The 16,917-nt window shown below is 50.5% G+C and carries 16 protein-coding genes; 11 read left to right on the top strand and 5 right to left on the bottom strand.

What is annotated here, in order from left to right:
• Window positions 1–264 precede the first annotated feature (264 nt).
• Both argH and B9P82_RS06605 read left to right on the top strand, forming a co-directional pair.
• Window positions 265–1,641: an argininosuccinate lyase gene (gene argH, locus B9P82_RS06610; RefSeq protein ID WP_049041042.1), complete on the top strand. Its 1,377-nt coding sequence runs from the start codon at window positions 265–267 to the stop codon at window positions 1,639–1,641.
• Window positions 1,642–1,703: 62 nt separating this feature from the next.
• Window positions 1,704–3,020, top strand: coding sequence for an anaerobic C4-dicarboxylate transporter family protein (locus B9P82_RS06605; RefSeq protein WP_016153937.1), 1,317 nt, complete (start codon window positions 1,704–1,706; stop codon window positions 3,018–3,020).
• 121 nt (window positions 3,021–3,141) lie between these two features.
• On the opposite strand, the gene B9P82_RS06600 is transcribed toward B9P82_RS06605, so the two are convergent.
• Complete coding sequence (locus B9P82_RS06600) at window positions 3,142–4,458, bottom strand: anaerobic C4-dicarboxylate transporter family protein (RefSeq protein WP_016153936.1); 1,317 nt, start codon at window positions 4,456–4,458, stop codon at window positions 3,142–3,144.
• A 144-nt stretch (window positions 4,459–4,602) separates the two neighbouring features.
• On the opposite strand from B9P82_RS06600, the gene B9P82_RS06595 reads away from it, so the two are divergent.
• The 7 genes from B9P82_RS06595 (at window position 4,603) to cysM (ending at window position 11,224) form a co-directional block, all read left to right on the top strand.
• Window positions 4,603–5,259 (top strand): FadR/GntR family transcriptional regulator, encoded by a 657-nt coding sequence (locus B9P82_RS06595; protein ID WP_016153935.1) that lies wholly within the window; start codon window positions 4,603–4,605, stop codon window positions 5,257–5,259.
• 174 nt (window positions 5,260–5,433) lie between these two features.
• Window positions 5,434–6,225, top strand: a complete 792-nt coding sequence (gene ucpA, locus B9P82_RS06590) for an SDR family oxidoreductase UcpA (protein ID WP_016153934.1) — start codon at window positions 5,434–5,436, stop codon at window positions 6,223–6,225.
• A gap of 156 nt (window positions 6,226–6,381) precedes the next feature.
• Window positions 6,382–7,398 carry a sulfate ABC transporter substrate-binding protein gene (locus B9P82_RS06585; protein ID WP_016153933.1) on the top strand — a complete coding sequence of 339 codons (1,017 nt, stop codon included), beginning with the start codon at window positions 6,382–6,384 and terminating at the stop codon, window positions 7,396–7,398.
• Window positions 7,399–8,232: a sulfate/thiosulfate ABC transporter permease CysT gene (gene cysT, locus B9P82_RS06580; protein WP_003038061.1), complete on the top strand. Its 834-nt coding sequence runs from the start codon at window positions 7,399–7,401 to the stop codon at window positions 8,230–8,232. It abuts the gene before it with no gap.
• Window positions 8,232–9,107 carry a sulfate/thiosulfate ABC transporter permease CysW gene (cysW, locus tag B9P82_RS06575; RefSeq protein ID WP_016153932.1) on the top strand — a complete coding sequence of 292 codons (876 nt, stop codon included), beginning with the start codon at window positions 8,232–8,234 and terminating at the stop codon, window positions 9,105–9,107. Before cysT ends, cysW begins: the two co-directional genes overlap by 1 nt.
• On the top strand, window positions 9,097–10,194 hold the full coding sequence (cysA, locus tag B9P82_RS06570; RefSeq protein WP_016153931.1) for a sulfate/thiosulfate ABC transporter ATP-binding protein CysA: 1,098 nt from the start codon (window positions 9,097–9,099) through the stop codon (window positions 10,192–10,194). The genes cysW and cysA overlap by 11 nt, the downstream gene beginning before the upstream one ends.
• Window positions 10,195–10,312: 118 nt before the next feature.
• Window positions 10,313–11,224: a cysteine synthase CysM gene (gene cysM, locus B9P82_RS06565; protein ID WP_094761078.1), complete on the top strand. Its 912-nt coding sequence runs from the start codon at window positions 10,313–10,315 to the stop codon at window positions 11,222–11,224.
• Between the two features lie 91 nt (window positions 11,225–11,315).
• Here cysM and B9P82_RS06560 read toward each other — a convergent pair whose 3' ends face one another.
• Window positions 11,316–12,032, bottom strand: coding sequence for a type 1 glutamine amidotransferase (locus B9P82_RS06560; RefSeq protein ID WP_049270094.1), 717 nt, complete (start codon window positions 12,030–12,032; stop codon window positions 11,316–11,318).
• 13 nt (window positions 12,033–12,045) lie between these two features.
• A complete protein-coding gene (gene ptsJ / locus B9P82_RS06555; protein ID WP_101700117.1) occupies window positions 12,046–13,338 on the bottom strand; it encodes a MocR-like B6 salvage transcription factor PtsJ in 1,293 nt (430 codons plus the stop codon).
• An 82-nt stretch (window positions 13,339–13,420) separates the two neighbouring features.
• Between ptsJ and pdxK the strand changes: the two genes are divergently transcribed.
• Entirely contained in the window at window positions 13,421–14,287 is an 867-nt protein-coding gene (gene pdxK, locus B9P82_RS06550) for a pyridoxine/pyridoxal/pyridoxamine kinase (protein ID WP_101700116.1), read from the top strand.
• The gene (locus B9P82_RS06545; protein ID WP_016153926.1) at window positions 14,284–14,523 is read left to right on the top strand and encodes a hypothetical protein; all 240 of its coding nucleotides are present in this window, start codon (window positions 14,284–14,286) and stop codon (window positions 14,521–14,523) included. The genes pdxK and B9P82_RS06545 overlap by 4 nt, the downstream gene beginning before the upstream one ends.
• A 77-nt stretch (window positions 14,524–14,600) precedes the next feature.
• Here the strand turns inward: B9P82_RS06545 and crr are convergent, their stop codons facing one another.
• Entirely contained in the window at window positions 14,601–15,110 is a 510-nt protein-coding gene (crr, locus tag B9P82_RS06540) for a PTS glucose transporter subunit IIA (protein ID WP_000522253.1), read from the bottom strand.
• A 40-nt stretch (window positions 15,111–15,150) separates the two neighbouring features.
• Window positions 15,151–16,878 carry a phosphoenolpyruvate-protein phosphotransferase PtsI gene (ptsI, locus tag B9P82_RS06535; protein ID WP_016153925.1) on the bottom strand — a complete coding sequence of 576 codons (1,728 nt, stop codon included), beginning with the start codon at window positions 16,876–16,878 and terminating at the stop codon, window positions 15,151–15,153.
• Between the last annotated feature and the right edge of the window lie 39 nt (window positions 16,879–16,917).

The following is a 16,917-nucleotide window of genomic DNA, read 5'->3' as shown; positions in this document are numbered from 1 at the left end:
CAATAAACTATTAATACCAATTTATTACTTTAAAAATTCTGAATATATCTGAATTAAATCACAATTTAAATGTGAGGAAGATCAGGTTTTTTAATGCAATTTATGAAAATAAAATAAATAATAAGTGTAATTAATTTCGCTATAAATTGATTTAATGCCTTCATTTGTTGACAATTAAAATGACTGTCTTGTAATCTGAAAATGACCGAAAAATAACGGAATTTATATTTAACCATTTTGCAACAAAGGGTCATTGGAGGTTTTATGTCTACAAAATTATGGGGTGGGCGTTTTGATATGCCTACAAATAAACTGGTCGAATCTTATAATGCGACAATTATGCTGGAACAACGTCTCTGCCCTTTTGATATTCAGGGGAGTATTGCTCACGCCACTATGCTGGGCCGTCAGGGGATTATCACGCAGGATGAAGCGAATGCGATTATTGGTGGGTTAAGGCAGGTCAATAAAGAGATTGAGGAAGGGCAATTCGTTTTTGATACCGTTGATGAAGATATTCATATGGCGATAGAAAGACGTATGACAGAAATAATTGGTCCTGTAGGCGGGAAGCTACATACCGGCCGCAGTCGTAATGACCAGACGACTGTCGATTCGAAAATGCACATGAGATCGACTATTCGTGAAATTCAGCAGGATATCGTTCATCTACAAAAAGTTATTATCAGCAAGGCTGAAAATAACATTAATGCGATCATGCCTGGCTATACTCATTTACAGACCGGTCAGCCTATACTTCTGTCGCACTGGATAATGGCATATTATTGGATGTTACGCCGTGACTGGACTCGTTTTGCAGACCTTTATCAACGCATGGGGGAATGCCCTTTAGGTTCAGCAGCCCTTGCCGGTACTACTTTCCCCATTGATCGTGATTTCACGGCTAAAGAGCTTGGCTTTGACAAGCCGACTGAAAACAGTATTGATTCTGTCAGCGATCGTGACCATATGGTTGAATTCACTGCTGCCGCTGCTATGTGCTTTATGCATCTTACCCGTTTGTCAGAAGAACTGGTTTTATTCTCAAGTCAGGATTTTAAGTTTATTGAGCTTTCAGATGATTTCTGTACCGGTTCCAGCATCATGCCACAGAAGAAAAACCCCGACGTGGCTGAAAAAATGCGCGGCAAAGGGGGGCGTATGTACGGAAATCTAATGGCGATGTTGACCATTATGAAAGGTATCCCTCTGGCCTATAATACTGATATGAGTGAGGATAAAGAGCAGGTCTATGACTCTATGGATACCTTACAGACCAGTCTGAAAATTATGGCGCCGATGCTCGAAAAAATGGTTATTCTTTCAGATAATACTCGCAGCGCAGCGGCAAGAGGATTTTCAAACGCAACCGATATGGCTGACTACCTGGTTCGTAAAGGCATTCCTTTTAGAGAAGCTCACCATATTGTTGGCAGCGCTGTTAATTACTGTATAAAACATAGAAAAATGTTGGAAGAGCTTACTCTGAATGAATTCCACACATTTGATGATAAAATCGAAAATGATATTTATGAGAGTATATCTCTCGAAGCATGTATTAAATCAAGAATGTCTTATGGTGGCACAGGGACTGATGCTGTTAAAAAACAGATCGAAATTGCTAAATCATATTTAAACTAATCCCGAGCATAGTAATTAATATCTCCCGGATGCAATATCCGGGAGACGCTTTGAGGTGAAAAATGGATGCTTTATTTTTTATACAATTATTTATTGTACTCGCCTGTATTGGTATAGGCGGGCGTTATGGCGGAATGGGGCTGGGTGCTGGTGGAGGACTTGGTGTTGCAATATTAGTTCTGGGTTTTGGACTAAAACCCTCCGCACCATCTATTACTGCAATGCTAATTATTATTTGTGTGATTGGCGCTGTCAGCGTATTACAGGCCGCTGGTGGGCTTGATTACCTGGTGCGCGTGGCTGAAAAATTACTCCGTAAAAAACCACAGGCAATTACTTTTGTTGCCCCCATATTAACTTCCATATTTACGCTATTCTGTGGGACTACTTACGTTGCTTTCTCTTTGTATCCGGTTGTCGCTGAAGTTGCTGCTGAAGCAAAGGTCCGTCCGGAGCGAGCGTTGTCCGCAACGGTTATTGCGGCCAGTGTCGCGGTTGCTGCCAGTCCGATGAGTGCGGCAACCGCGGGGATGCTGGCTATTCTGCATGAATATGCCGGGATTAGCCTTGGGCAAATACTGACGATTGCTCTCCCATCATTCTTTATGGCTGCTATTGTTACCAGCTTTTCAGTTTATAAACGCGGAAAAGAGCTGGAGGATGATCCGGAATTCCAGAGGAGAGTTGCTGCTGGCGAATATGAGTTCATGCATACTGAGCAAAAAAAAGAATTTGTTGCTTCAGCTGGCGCTAAAAAAGGTGTCGTTATCTTTGCGATTGGTGTGGTACTGGTACTTATTTTAGGTTCTTTTACAGAGTTACTCCCTTCCTGGGATGGAAAAAGACTGTCAACCCCAATGGTTATTCAGATGGTCATGTTGACAGCCGCTTTGTTTATTATGATTGTCAGTAAAGTACCAAGTAGTACCTTGAATAGCGGCTCAGTCTTCCGTGCAGGTTTGATGGGAGTGGTAGCAATACTCGGTGTTTCATGGATGACGGCGACGTTTTTTGATGCCTATCAACCAGAACTGATTAAGGTTTTTGGTGGCATTGTCAATGACGCACCAATGCTATTTGGTGTGGTTGTATTCTTGTTCTCGCTGGTCATTATGAGTCCGGCGGCGACGGTAGCTGCCATCATGCCACTCGGTGTTACCTTAGGTATTCCAGCCCCGTTTCTTATCGCTATTTTTGCTTGTACCTGTGGTGACTTTATTATACCGGGAGCAAATCAAATCGGCTGTGTTGCATTTGATCGAACAGGTACCACAAAGATTGGACGCTTTGTTGTCAACCATAGCTATATTCGTCCGGGCTTTGTGATGGTTATCTCTCAGGTAATTTTTGCTTATCTCATTGCTCAGGTTGTTCTGTAAAGTACATTCTATGGAAAATTGCAGTGGTGCTATTCAGAAGTGAGTACCAGGCATCCTCTCTGAATTCATTCAGGGGGGATGCCATGAAGAAAAGGTTTACCACAATTAAATTGCTCTCTCACTACATCAGCATTTTGGAAAAAAGGAAGCAAAAAAGGGTTGATGCTACAACGGTGACAAGACCAGGTAGCATGTAGCTGTGATTAACCACATACTTGCCAATTCGAGTTGTCCCGGTACGATCAAACGCCACACAGCCAATCTGTGCCCCCCCTGGAATAATGAATGATCCACAAGTCAGCGGGAGCAGGGCGACCAGGGTTTCTGCCGGATATCCCATTAACACGCCAGCGGGGAGTAGCGCTACAGCAGTCGCTGCGGGGCTATAAATTACGGCTGAAAGACCAAAAACAATAATGCCGAACAAGACTGGATTCTGGAAACCGTGGAAAGCCGTGTTAAATAATTCGTGCCATGCCTCAAAAAAGGAGTTCATCATCCATGACAGACCAAATATGGCGACAACACCCACAAGACCAGCTTTAAAAACAGAACCTGAATCGAGTTTTGACGGAGAAATTCGACATACCATCATAATAATACATGCTGTTGTCAGCATAACTATTTGCAGCGTGGTAGGGATACTCATACGTTCCATTCCGGTACCGTTATTCCACTCAGGACGTAATTCAGGAATTGAACCCATAAGTACGACCAGAATGATACCGGTAAGGAAAATCAGCAATCCTCTCTTCGCCTCTTTTGTCACTATATTGGCTGTTCGCTCTTCAGCTTTTACTGATTCAAACTCACCTTCAGCAACCCTGCGTTGGAATTCCGGATCATTTTTAAGCTCATGACCTCTTTTAAAGACGAACAGGCAGCCGACAACGCAGCCAAGGAACGTTCCGGGAACGGTGACTAGCAAGATATCTAAAGCAGAGACATGTAATCCAGCAAGGACAGCAATTGTCCCTGTAACGACCGCACTGACCGGGCTGGCAATAAGCCCAAAATTGGCAGCGATTACTGACATCGACATGGCTCTTTCTGGCCGTACTCTGGCATCTGCTGCAATTTCAGCAATGACTGGATAAACCGAAAAGGCAACATATCCTGTTCCGCAGATAGCAGTAAAAAGGTAAGCGACTGCGGGGCCGAGGAAAGTGATCGCGCCCGGCCACTTTCTGAGGATCCGTTCTGCCATCGTAACGAATAAATCAAGCCCGCCAGCCGCCTGGAGGATTGTGATGCAAGTGATAACCGCAAGGATAATAGAAATAACAGTGAAAGGAGGTGAGTCGGGAGGGAGTCCAAAACCAAAAGTCAGGATAGCGAGTCCTAACCCGCCAGCAGCCCCCAGGCCAATCCCACCAAAACGCCCACCTATACCGATACATATAAGTACTATCGCAAACTGAGTTACGAATAACACCATAATTAATTCCTTTTTATTAACAAATGGCTTGGTATAATTTGAATAATAGGGGCTATAATCTTACCATAACAGTATATTAAGCAATCTAACTTATTAGATTATTTATACTCATCAGTTTTGCAGCACTTTAATCCGAGAGTGTTTATGGATAACAAAAACGAACTGTTTGAAAGTATTAAAAATTATCTGCTTGATGATGCTAACCGCAATGCTGATGGTCGCATTGAAACTGAAACTGAGCTTGCCGTTCGTTTTAATACATCAAGATATAAAGTTCGTCAGGCGCTCAGTACACTGGTACAGATGGGAATGTTGGAACGATCTCCTCGTCGTGGCAGCGTCTTGAAGAATTTGGAACAGCACAACATAAATCACCAGTTGTTAATGCAGTTTGATTTGTCTGGGTTTGATATCACAGAATTTACAGAGGCAAGGATCCTGATTGAGTGCGCGATTATTCCTCTGGCAACGCGTAGAATTTTTCCGGCGATGCTCTCCAAACTTGAAAATGAGCTAAGGCTTATTGAAGAGAATGCGGATAACCCCCAGGTGGCCGATCGTCACGATAGAGATTTTCATTTGCTCTTGCTACAGGCGAGTGGCAACCGGGTGCTGCAGGTTTTCTCTGATGTCCTCATTACTTATTTTGAGAAAACAAGGGAGTCGTTACCTGCGAACGATCGTCAGTATTTTCTTGATACGGCGGCAAAACAGAGGGAAATACTGCTTCATATTAAAAAAGGGGATGCGCAGATGGCATCGGAGTTGATGAGAGCCCATTTGCTGGAAAAACGGCTGTAAGTCTTCTGTTAACCTGGTCAGAGCATGTTTACCGTTGGGTCCCCGCAATGCCGGGGACTTTTTTTACCTGAGATTAACCTGATTTAGTGAGCTATTCCTCAGCACTTATTTGTTATTGCTGTATCTTCTGCGTGAATGAAGCGAATGCTTCATATTCAAAAGGAGAATATTGAAATGGGAAAACTCACGGGCAAAACAGCATTGATTACGGGCGCATCTCAGGGTATTGGCGAAGGGATCGCCAGAACATTTGCCCGCCATGGCGCGAACCTAATCCTGCTGGATATCTCCGATGAGATTGAAAAACTGGCGGATGAGTTGGCTGGGCGCGGACACCGTTGCACCGCCGTACACGCTGACGTCAGAGATTTTGCGTCGGTCACGGAAGCGGTAAAACGCGCGAAGAAGATTGAAGGCAAAATCGATATTCTGGTCAACAATGCGGGCGTATGTCGCCTCGGCAACTTCCTTGATATGAGCGATGAAGATCGCGATTTCCACATTGATATCAACATTAAAGGTGTCTGGAACGTGACGAAAGCCGTTCTGCCGGAGATGATTGCGCGCAAAGACGGGCGCATCGTGATGATGTCATCTGTGACCGGCGATATGGTTGCCGATCCGGGCGAAACGGCCTACGCGCTGTCGAAAGCCGCAATCATCGGTTTGACCAAATCTCTGGCGGTGGAATACGCGCAGTCCGGAATTCGCGTTAATGCTATTTGCCCGGGCTACGTTCGTACGCCGATGGCGGAAAATATCGCTCGTCAGTCTAATCCGGAGGATCCTGAATCCGTATTAGTCGAAATGGCAAAAGCGATCCCGATGCGCCGCTTGGCCTGCCCACTTGAGGTTGGTGAACTGGCGGCATTCCTGGCGTCGGATGAGTCCAGTTACTTAACTGGCACGCAAAACGTGATTGATGGCGGCAGCACCCTGCCTGAAAGCGTTAGCGTCGGCGTCTGATTGATGCCGGTCTCCTCCCCGTGTGCTGGGGAGGAGGTACCCTTATTCTCTTTTCAACTTTCAAATCATCAAACGGTATATAAAACCGTTACTCCTTTAGCACTGGTTATAAATATGATGACCATAAGAAAGTCATTAAATTTATAAGGGTGCGCAATGGCCGTTAACTTACTGAAAAAAAGAACCCTGACGCTGGCAGCAATGCTGTTGCTGGTGGGTCAGGCGCAGGCAACGGAGCTGCTGAACAGTTCATACGATGTCTCTCGCGAGCTGTTTGCCGCCCTTAACCCGCCGTTTGAACAGCAATGGGCGAAGGATAACGGCGGTGACAAACTGACGATTAAACAATCTCATGCCGGGTCATCAAAACAGGCGCTGGCGATTCTGCAGGGGCTGAAAGCCGATGTGGTGACCTATAACCAGGTGACCGATGTGCAGATCCTGCATGACAAAGGCAAGCTGATCCCGGCCGACTGGCAAAGTCGTCTGCCGAATAACAGTTCGCCATTCTATTCCACCATGGCGTTTTTGGTGCGTAAGGGTAACCCGAAGAATATCCACGAATGGAACGACCTGGTTCGCCCGGACGTGAAACTGATTTTCCCGAATCCGAAAACCTCCGGTAATGCGCGTTATACCTATCTGGCTGCGTGGGGCGCGGCAGATAAAGCGGATGGTGGGGATAAAGCCAAAACTGAACAGTTCATGACCCAGTTTCTGAAAAATGTGGAAGTGTTTGATACCGGCGGTCGCGGGGCAACCACCACATTCGTGGAACGCGGTCTGGGCGATGTGCTGATCACCTTTGAATCAGAAGTGAACAACATCCGTAAACAGTATGAAGACCAGGGCTTCGAAGTGGTGGTGCCGAAGGTCAACATTCTGGCGGAGTTCCCGGTGGCCTGGGTAGATAAAAATGTGCAGGCTAACGGTACTGAAAAAGCGGCAAAAGCTTACCTGAACTGGCTGTACAGCCCGCAGGCGCAAACCATCATTACTGATTTCTACTACCGCGTGAATAATCCGCAGGTGATGGACAAACTGCAGGATAAATTCCCGCAGACCGAACTTTTCCGCGTGGAAGACAGGTTTGGCTCGTGGCCTGAGGTAATGAAAACGCACTTTGTCAGCGGCGGTGAGTTGGACAAACTGTTGGCGGCGGGGCGTAAGTAAATGTTTGCTGTTTCTTCCCGACGCGTACTGCCCGGCTTCACCTTGAGCCTGGGCACCAGCTTACTGTTTGTCTGCCTGATTTTGCTGCTGCCGCTTAGCGCGCTGGTGATGCAATTGGCGCAAATGAGCTGGGCGCAATACTGGGATGTGATTACCAACCCGCAGGTGGTGGCGGCTTATAAAGTGACGCTGCTGTCGGCGTTTGTGGCGTCGATTTTTAACGGCGTGTTTGGTTTGCTGATGGCGTGGATCTTAACCCGTTATCGCTTTCCGGGCCGTACGCTGCTGGATGCGCTGATGGATCTGCCGTTTGCGCTGCCTACGGCGGTAGCAGGTCTGACGCTGGCATCGCTGTTTTCGGTCAACGGTTTCTACGGCGAGTGGCTGGCGAAGCTGGATATTAAAGTGACTTACACCTGGCTTGGCATTGCGGTGGCGATGGCTTTTACCAGCATTCCATTCGTGGTGCGTACCGTGCAGCCGGTGCTGGAAGAGTTAGGTCCGGAGTATGAAGAAGCGGCGGAAACGCTCGGCGCTACGCGCTGGCAGAGCTTTCGTAAAGTGGTACTGCCTGAGCTGTCTCCCGCGCTAGTCGCGGGCGTTGCGCTCTCGTTTACCCGCAGTCTCGGTGAGTTTGGTGCGGTTATCTTTATCGCCGGAAACATCGCATGGAAAACGGAAGTGACCTCGCTGATGATTTTTGTTCGTTTGCAGGAGTTTGACTACCCGGCCGCCAGCGCGATTGCATCTGTGATCCTCGGGGCTTCGTTGCTGCTGCTGTTTTCAATTAACACCCTGCAAAGTCGCTTTGGTCGACGCGTGGTAGGTCACTGATGGCAGACATTACCCAATTGAAACGTTATGGCGCACCCCGCATCAACTGGGGGAAATGGTTTCTGATCGGCACGGGCATGCTGGTATCCGCCTTTATTTTGCTGGTGCCGATGGTTTACATCTTCGTGCAGGCGTTCAGCAAGGGGTTGATGCCGGTATTACACAACCTAGCTGATCCGGACATGCTGCACGCCATCTGGCTGACGGTGCTGATTGCGCTGATTGCGGTGCCGGTGAACCTGGTGTTTGGCGTGTTACTGGCCTGGCTGGTGACCCGCTTTAACTTCCCTGGACGCCAGTTGTTGCTCACGTTACTGGATATTCCATTTGCCGTTTCACCAGTGGTCGCTGGCCTGGTCTATCTGCTGTTTTACGGCTCTAACGGCCCGCTTGGCGGATGGCTGGATGAACACAACCTGCAAATTATGTTTGCCTGGCCGGGAATGGTGCTGGTGACGGTGTTCGTGACCTGTCCGTTTGTGGTGCGCGAACTGGTGCCGGTGATGTTAAGCCAGGGCAGCCATGAAGATGAGGCGGCGGTTCTGCTTGGCGCATCCGGCTGGCAAATGTTCCGTCGCGTTACGCTGCCGAATATCCGTTGGGCATTGCTGTACGGTGTAGTGCTGACCAACGCCCGTGCGATTGGCGAGTTCGGCGCGGTATCGGTGGTTTCTGGCTCGATTCGCGGTGAAACCTTGTCTTTGCCGTTACAGATTGAATTACTGGAGCAGGACTACAACACAGTCGGCTCCTTTACCGCCGCGGCGCTATTAACGCTGATGGCGATTATTACCCTGTTTTTGAAGAGCATGTTGCAATGGCGCCTGGAAAACCAGGAGAAACGCGCGCAGCAGGAGGAAAATCATGAGCATTGAGATTGCCAATATTAAGAAGTCTTTTGGTCGCACACAGGTGCTGAACGATATCTCGCTGGATATTCCTTCAGGTCAGATGGTCGCCCTGTTGGGGCCTTCTGGATCGGGCAAAACCACGCTGCTACGCATCATCGCCGGGCTGGAGCATCAGTCCAGCGGGCATATCCGTTTCCATGGCACTGACGTCAGCCGTTTGCACGCCCGCGACCGTAAGGTGGGGTTCGTGTTTCAGCACTATGCACTGTTTCGTCATATGACTGTTTTCGACAATATCGCTTTTGGTCTGACTGTTCTGCCACGGCGGGAGCGCCCGAATGCGGCAACGATCAAAGCAAAAGTGACCAAACTGCTGGAGATGGTTCAACTGGCTCATCTGGCGGACCGTTTCCCGGCACAGCTTTCCGGTGGGCAAAAGCAGCGCGTGGCGTTGGCGCGTGCGCTGGCGGTAGAGCCGCAGATCTTGTTGCTCGACGAGCCGTTTGGCGCGCTCGATGCTCAGGTGCGTAAAGAACTGCGTCGCTGGCTGCGTCAGTTGCATGAAGAGCTGAAGTTCACCAGCGTGTTTGTTACCCACGATCAGGAAGAAGCGACGGAAGTCGCAGACCGCGTGGTGGTAATGAGCCAGGGTCATATCGAGCAGGCCGATGCGCCCGATCAGGTATGGCGCGAACCGGCTACCCGTTTTGTCCTGGAATTTATGGGTGAAGTTAACCGCCTGCAAGGGACGATTCGCGGTGGACAATTCCACGTGGGCGCACATCGCTGGCCGTTGGGCTATACACCGGGCTATCAGGGTCCGGTGGATCTGTTCTTGCGTCCGTGGGAAGTGGACGTCAGCCGTCGTACCAGTCTGGATTCGCCGTTGCCGGTACAGGTGCTGGAAGCCAGCCCGAAAGGACACTACACCCAATTAGTTGTGCAACCCTTGGGGTGGTATAACGAACCGCTGACGGTGATTATGCAGGGCGATGATTCCCCGAACCGCGGCGAACGTCTGTTTGTTGGGCTGCAAAATGCGCGTTTGTATAATGGCGACCAGCGTATTGAAACGCGTGAAGAGGAACTTGCCCTGGCGCAAAGTGCCTGATAGGTTAATTCGTATAGTTATCATCCGGTGGCGCTGCGCTTACCGGGCTTAACGGGTGGTGCATGACCTGTAAGCCGGGTAAGCGCAGCGCCACCCGGCATTTTATTGAGCTGAAAACGTGAACACATTAGAACAAACAATTGGCAATACGCCTCTGGTGAAATTACAACGTCTGACGGCGGATAACGGCAGTGAAATTTGGGTCAAGCTGGAAGGCAATAATCCCGCAGGTTCAGTGAAAGACCGCGCGGCGTTGTCGATGATCGTTGAAGCGGAAAAGCGCGGGGAAATTCAGCCTGGCGACGTGCTGATTGAGGCCACCAGCGGTAATACGGGTATTGCGCTGGCGATGATTGCCGCGCTGAAAGGCTACCGCATGAAGCTCCTGATGCCAGACAACATGAGCCAGGAGCGACGTGCGGCGATGCGTGCTTACGGGGCTGAACTGGTTCTGGTGACCAAAGAGCAGGGGATGGAAGGGGCGCGTGATTTAGCCCTTGAGATGGCGCAGCGCGGAGAAGGTAAACTTCTCGATCAGTTTAATAATCCTGATAACCCGTATGCGCACTACACGACTACCGGACCCGAAATCTGGCAGCAGACGTCAGGCCGTATTACCCATTTCGTCTCCAGCATGGGGACGACAGGCACCATTACCGGCGTATCGCGTTTTCTGCGTGAACAGGAAAAACCCGTCACCATCGTTGGCCTGCAGCCGGAAGAAGGCAGTAGTATTCCGGGCATTCGTCGCTGGCCGGCGGAATATATGCCGGGCATTTTCAACGCCTCGCTGGTGGATGAGGTGCTGGATATTCATCAGAACGATGCGGAAAACACCATGCGTGAACTGGCCGTTCGTGAAGGGATTTTTTGCGGGGTGAGTTCTGGCGGCGCGGTTGCGGGCGCGTTACGCGTGGCGCGCGCGACACCGGGGGCGGTGGTGGTGGCGATCATCTGCGATCGCGGCGATCGCTACCTTTCCACCGGGGTCTTTGGCGAAGAGCATTTCAGCCAGGGATTAGGTATTTAATTTGTCGGCCTGATAAGCGTAGCGCTAGCAGGCAACCGTACGGCAGGATCGCCGGATGACGACGCAAAGCGTCTTCTCCGGCCCGCACTGTTCAATCGTTACGTTTTTCTACCAACTTATCAAGGAATTGCCACAGCGTCTCATTCATCTGCTGGTAATCCCAGGTGCGCATCTCTTCAACAGCGCGAATAAAGCGCTTCCCTTTCGCTTCGGCCAGTTCTTGCTCAGAGTGCTGAATTAATCCTTCGACCGCTTCGGCGGTAAACTCCATATGGCACTGAAAACCATAGACGAAATTACCGTATTGTACGATTTGTCGCGGACATCCCTCGCTTGTGGCAAGAATTGTCGCCTGGTCGGTTAATCCCGGCATGTCATTGTGCCAGTGGCCCACGTTGAGCGGTGAGCCGAAATGGCTGAACAACGGATGCCGCTGGCCTGCCTCGGTCAGGGCGATCGGATAGTGACCAATCTCTTTTTCCGGGCTTTGGCACACCTTCGCGCCCAGTGCTTCGCCGATTAACTGCGACCCCAAACAGATCCCCACCACGATTTTTCGTGCCGCAATCGCCTGGTTTATCAGATGTTGCTCTGCCTGAGAGTCAAAGTATGGGCACTCTGCGAGTGTGGTGCGGGGTGACTGCGGCCCACCAAATACCACCAGCATATCGAAGCCATCGGCATTAGCGGGAACAGTTTCTCCGGCGTAAACGCGCGACCAACTGATGGTATAGCCGCGTGATTCGGCCCACGGCAGGTACGCGCCAGCAGATTCGAAAGACTCATGAATAACAAAATGAACTCGCACTTTTTCTCTCCTGTTAGCGCTTTAGCGCCTGATGGATATCAGTCGCCAGCTTATCAATGTCGCTGTCTGCTAATGTTGACAGCGTAATGCGCAAGCCATGCGCAGGCGTATTGACGCCAAACACTTCGCCTTCACGTACCAGCCAGCCGGACTTTGCCAGCGCAAAAGCGATCGCCTGGCTGTTATCTTCTAGCGGCAGCCACAGATTAAGACCGTCGCAGTCGGGCAGCGTAATGCCATGAAGCCGCAGAGCCGCTGTCAGCTTTTGCTGCTGGGCGGCGTAAAACTGCTGAGTTTGCGCCAGCGTGTGTTGATAAGTCTCGTCACTCAGGCAGGCGCAGGCCAGATCCTGCAGCAGATGGCTGACCCACTGACTGCCGGCGTTGAGCCGTAAACGCAGTTTCGCGGAAGTGAGTGGATCGCTGGCGACGATGGCCAGGCGTAAATCCGGGCCTAAAGTTTTCGACATTGAGCGGACAATCGCCCAGTGCGTGGTTTCCTTCGCAATCACCGGATACCAACGGCATGCGGACAGCAGCGCAAAGTGGTCGTCGACGATCACCAGCGTCTGCGGATAGCGGGTCAGGATTTCCTGCAATTGCGCCGCGCGGGATGCGCTCAGACTGCATCCTGTCGGATTATGGGCGCGCGGCGTCAGAATCACCGCCCGCGCGCCTTTCTGTAGCGCGATTTCCAGCATGTCTGGCTGCATGCCTTCGCTGTCAACGTTGACCGGACTGGCGGAGAATCCGGCATAACGCAGCATGTTGATGCTGCTCAAAAAGCATGGATCTTCTACCACAACGCTGTCGCCAGGCAGTAAATGGGCGCACAGCAGCCGCTCAATGGCATCAATGGCGCCGCTGGTGATATCAATTTCTCCCTTGGCTGGCATCGCATCTTGCATCCATTGTGCGGCCCACGCCTTAAGGCCGGGTGATACAGCGGCATCACCGTACAAACGAGGATTCTTATTTATTTGCGCGAAATAACGGCTGAGGTCGGGAAGACGCGCGGGGGCTGGATTACCGCCGGAAAGATCGATAAGCGCGGTATCCGAATTGCCGCCTTCCAGCGCAACGGGGGCTGAAATCCCCTTGATTACCGTGCCGTTACGTCCCTGGCTTTGTGCCAGCCCGGAGGTGACCAGGCGTTTATAAGCCGCCGCAACAGTATTACGGTTAACGTTCAATGCTGTTGCCAGTTCACGCACCGGCGGTAACGTTTCTCCTGCTGCCAACGTGCCTGTAGCGACATGTTGACGAATACTGTCAAAAATTTCGTTAGCGGTTTTTCCGTCGATCATTATTGACCTATGACAAAATGAATTTTAGCATATGACGATAATAGTGAGGCGTAAGCCCGCTGTCCAGCGAGAGGAGAAATTTATGGAGCAGGGGAGTGATATTCAGTCAGTGCTCTTCGGCGACAAGCATCGGGCGTTACAGACCGATATCGTCGCCGTCCAGTCACAGGTGGTTTATGGCAGCGTAGGCAACAGCATCGCCGTTCCGGCCATTAAAGCGCAGGGATTACGCGTGACGGCAGTGCCAACGGTGCTGTTCAGTAATACCCCGCATTATGAAACATTTTACGGCGGCGTTATTCCGGCCGACTGGTTTAGCGGGTATCTCCGCGCCTTGAATGAGCGTGATGCTTTGCGCGAGCTGAAGGCGGTGACTACAGGCTATATGGGCAGTGCAGAGCAAATCGCTCTGTTAGCACAGTGGCTGGAAACGGTGCGGGCTACGCATCCGACAGTGTGCATTTTGGTCGACCCGGTGATTGGCGATACGGACAGCGGTATGTATGTAAAAGCTGAAATTCCGCAGGCCTACCGTCAGCACCTGCTGCCGCTGGCTCAGGGACTGACGCCGAACGTGTTTGAACTGCAAATGCTGAGCGGAAAGCCGTGTCGTACGCGTGATGAAGCCATCACGGCGGCGCAATCGCTGCTTACCGAAACGCTGAAATGGGTGGTGATCACCAGCGCGCCGGGGGATAGCGAAGATATTATTAACGTGGCGGTAGTGACGGCTGAAACGGTTGAGGTGTTCGCTCATCCACGGGTTAAAACGGATCTGAAGGGAACTGGCGATCTGTTTTGTGCTGAGCTGGTGAGCGGTATTGTGCTGGGTAAAGCGCTGACAACCGCGACGCACGATGCAGCACAGCGCGTACTGGAAGTGATGAAATGGACCAATCTGTGCGGTTGTGATGAGTTAATTCTGCCACCGGCAGGGGAGGCGCGATGAAGAGTTACCGGCTGGTGGTTCGCCAGAATGGGCGTATGGTTGGACATTTTGACACCAGCGGGGCAACGGCGCTGGAAGATATCTGTGTGGCGCGGGCCATGTTTGGCATCGCGGGTGGCTACAATTGTGAACTGTTAGTGGCGGATTCGGAGCGACGGATGCTGGAAAGCGGGCCGGAAGGGATGAAAATCCTGATGCGCGAGGCGTGTTACCGACCAGTCACCTCACAAATTTAGCGTTATCCGGCAGATTTTGAGGTCTGCCAGATAAAAAAAATGGCGCCATCAGGCGCCATTCTTCTCTGCAGCAAGAATTACTTCTTGATGCGGATAACCGGAGTTTCACCCACTGTCACGCTACCGGACAGTTTGATCAGCTCTTTGATTTCGTCCATGTTGGAGATAACAACCGGAGTCAGGGTAGACTTGGCTTTTTCTTCCAGCAGCGGCAGATCGAATTCAATAACCGGGTCGCCCACTTTAACGCGCTGACCTTCTTCAGCGATGCGCTTAAAGCCTTCGCCTTTCAGTTCAACGGTATCAATACCGAAGTGAACAAACAGCTCAATGCCGCTGTCGGATTCGATAGAGAAAGCGTGGTTGGTTTCAAAGATTTTGCCGATGGTGCCATCAACAGGGGCGACCATTTTGTTACCGGTTGGTTTGATAGCGATGCCATCACCAACGATTTTTTCAGCAAAAACTACATCCGGCACGTCTTCGATGTTGACGATCTCGCCAGAGAGCGGAGCAACAATCTCAATAGTTCCGGTGTCTTTCTTATCATCAGAAACCAGAGATTTCAGTTTATCGAACAAACCCATGATCTTCTCCTAAGCAGTAAATTGGGCCGCATCTCGTGGATTAGCAGATTGTTTTTTCTTCAATGAACTTGTTAACCAGCGTCATTAACTCGTCCGTTGTCGGTTGAGCAAGAGCCTGCTCTGCTAACACCTTCGCATCTTCGAAGTTCGTGTTACGGATAATCTTCTTAATGCGCGGGATAGAAATGGCGCTCATAGAGAATTCGTCCAGACCCATCCCCAGCAACAGAAGTGTAGCACGTTCGTCGCCTGCAAGCTCACCACACATGCCAGTCCATTTGCCTTCCGCATGAGAAGCATCAATAACTTGCTTGATCAGCGTCAGCACAGATGGCGACATTGGTTGGTAAAGGTGTGAAATCATATCATTACCACGGTCAACTGCCAGGGTGTACTGCGTTAAATCATTGGTGCCGATACTAAAGAAATCAACTTCTTTGGCTAAATGACGCGCAATTGTTGCCGCTGCCGGTGTTTCCACCATCACGCCAATCTCAATGCTTTCGTCAAATGCTTTACCTTCGTCGCGCAGTTCCTGTTTGTAGATTTCGATCTCTTTGCGTAGTGCGCGCACTTCTTCAACAGAGATGATCATTGGGAACATGATGCGCAGTTTGCCGAAAGCAGAGGCGCGCAGGATTGCGCGAACCTGATCCCGCAGGATCTCTTTACGATCCATGGCGATACGTACGGCACGCCAGCCCAGGAACGGGTTCTCTTCTTTCGGGAAGTTCATGTACGGCAGCTCTTTATCGCCGCCGATGTCCATGGTACGGACGATGACCGCCTGAGAGCCACAGGCTTCAGCAACGGCTTTATACGCAGCAAACTGTTCTTCTTCAGTCGGCAGCGATTCACGGTCCATGAACAGGAATTCGGTGCGGTACAGACCAACACCTTCGGCGCCATTACGCTCAGCGCCTTCAACGTCACGAACGGTACCGATGTTGGCGCAAACTTCTACCTGATGTCCGTCCAGCGTGATAGCCGGGAGATCTTTCAGCTTAGCGAGTTCCGCTTTTTCGGTAGCAACCTGCTCCTGAACGGCGCGCAGTTGCTCAATAACTTCATTGGTCGGATTGACGTAAACCTGGTTGTTTACGGCATCCAGAATCAGATAGTCGTCGTTTTTAACCTGAGAGGTGACGCTACCCGTACCTACGATGGCTGGCAGTTCCAGAGAACGCGCCATGATAGAAGTATGGGAAGTCCGTCCGCCCGCGTCGGTGATGAAACCCAGCACCTTGTTCAGGTTCAGCTGTGCGGTTTCTGACGGGGTCAGGTCTGCGGCTACCAGGATAACTTCTTCCTGAATAGCGCTCAGGTCGATAATAGCCAGACCCAGGATGTTACGCAGCAGGCGTTTACCGATGTCACGTACGTCAGCCGCACGTTCTTTCAGGTATTCATCATCCAGCTCTTCAAGGGCTGTGGCCTGACCTTCGATAACTTCATGCGCAGCTGCATCAGCCGTCATGTGCTTATCTTTAATCAGGGCTATGATTTCCTGCTCCAGCTCCTCATCTTCGAGCAGCATGATATGCCCTTCAAAGATGGCTTCTTTTTCTTCACCGAACGTTTCACCAGCTTTGGTTTTGATCGCTTCCAGTTGCGCAGATGCCTTGGCACGACCGCTCAGAAAACGTTCAACTTCCTGATCAACCTTGTCGGCAGAAATTTTTTTCCGGTCAATGACGATCTCGTCTTCTTTCAGCAGCAATGCTTTACCGAAAGCGATACCCGGGGATGCTAAAATGCCTGAAATCATAACCCTACCTTACTTGTGACTGATATTTAAAAGAACTCG

Origin of the sequence: Citrobacter sp. L55 (assembly GCF_002850715.1) — a bacterium.
GTDB lineage: Bacteria > Pseudomonadota > Gammaproteobacteria > Enterobacterales > Enterobacteriaceae > Citrobacter > Citrobacter braakii.
Note: the sequence above shows the minus strand (reverse complement) of the source record. Positions and strands in the feature narration are given on the sequence as shown.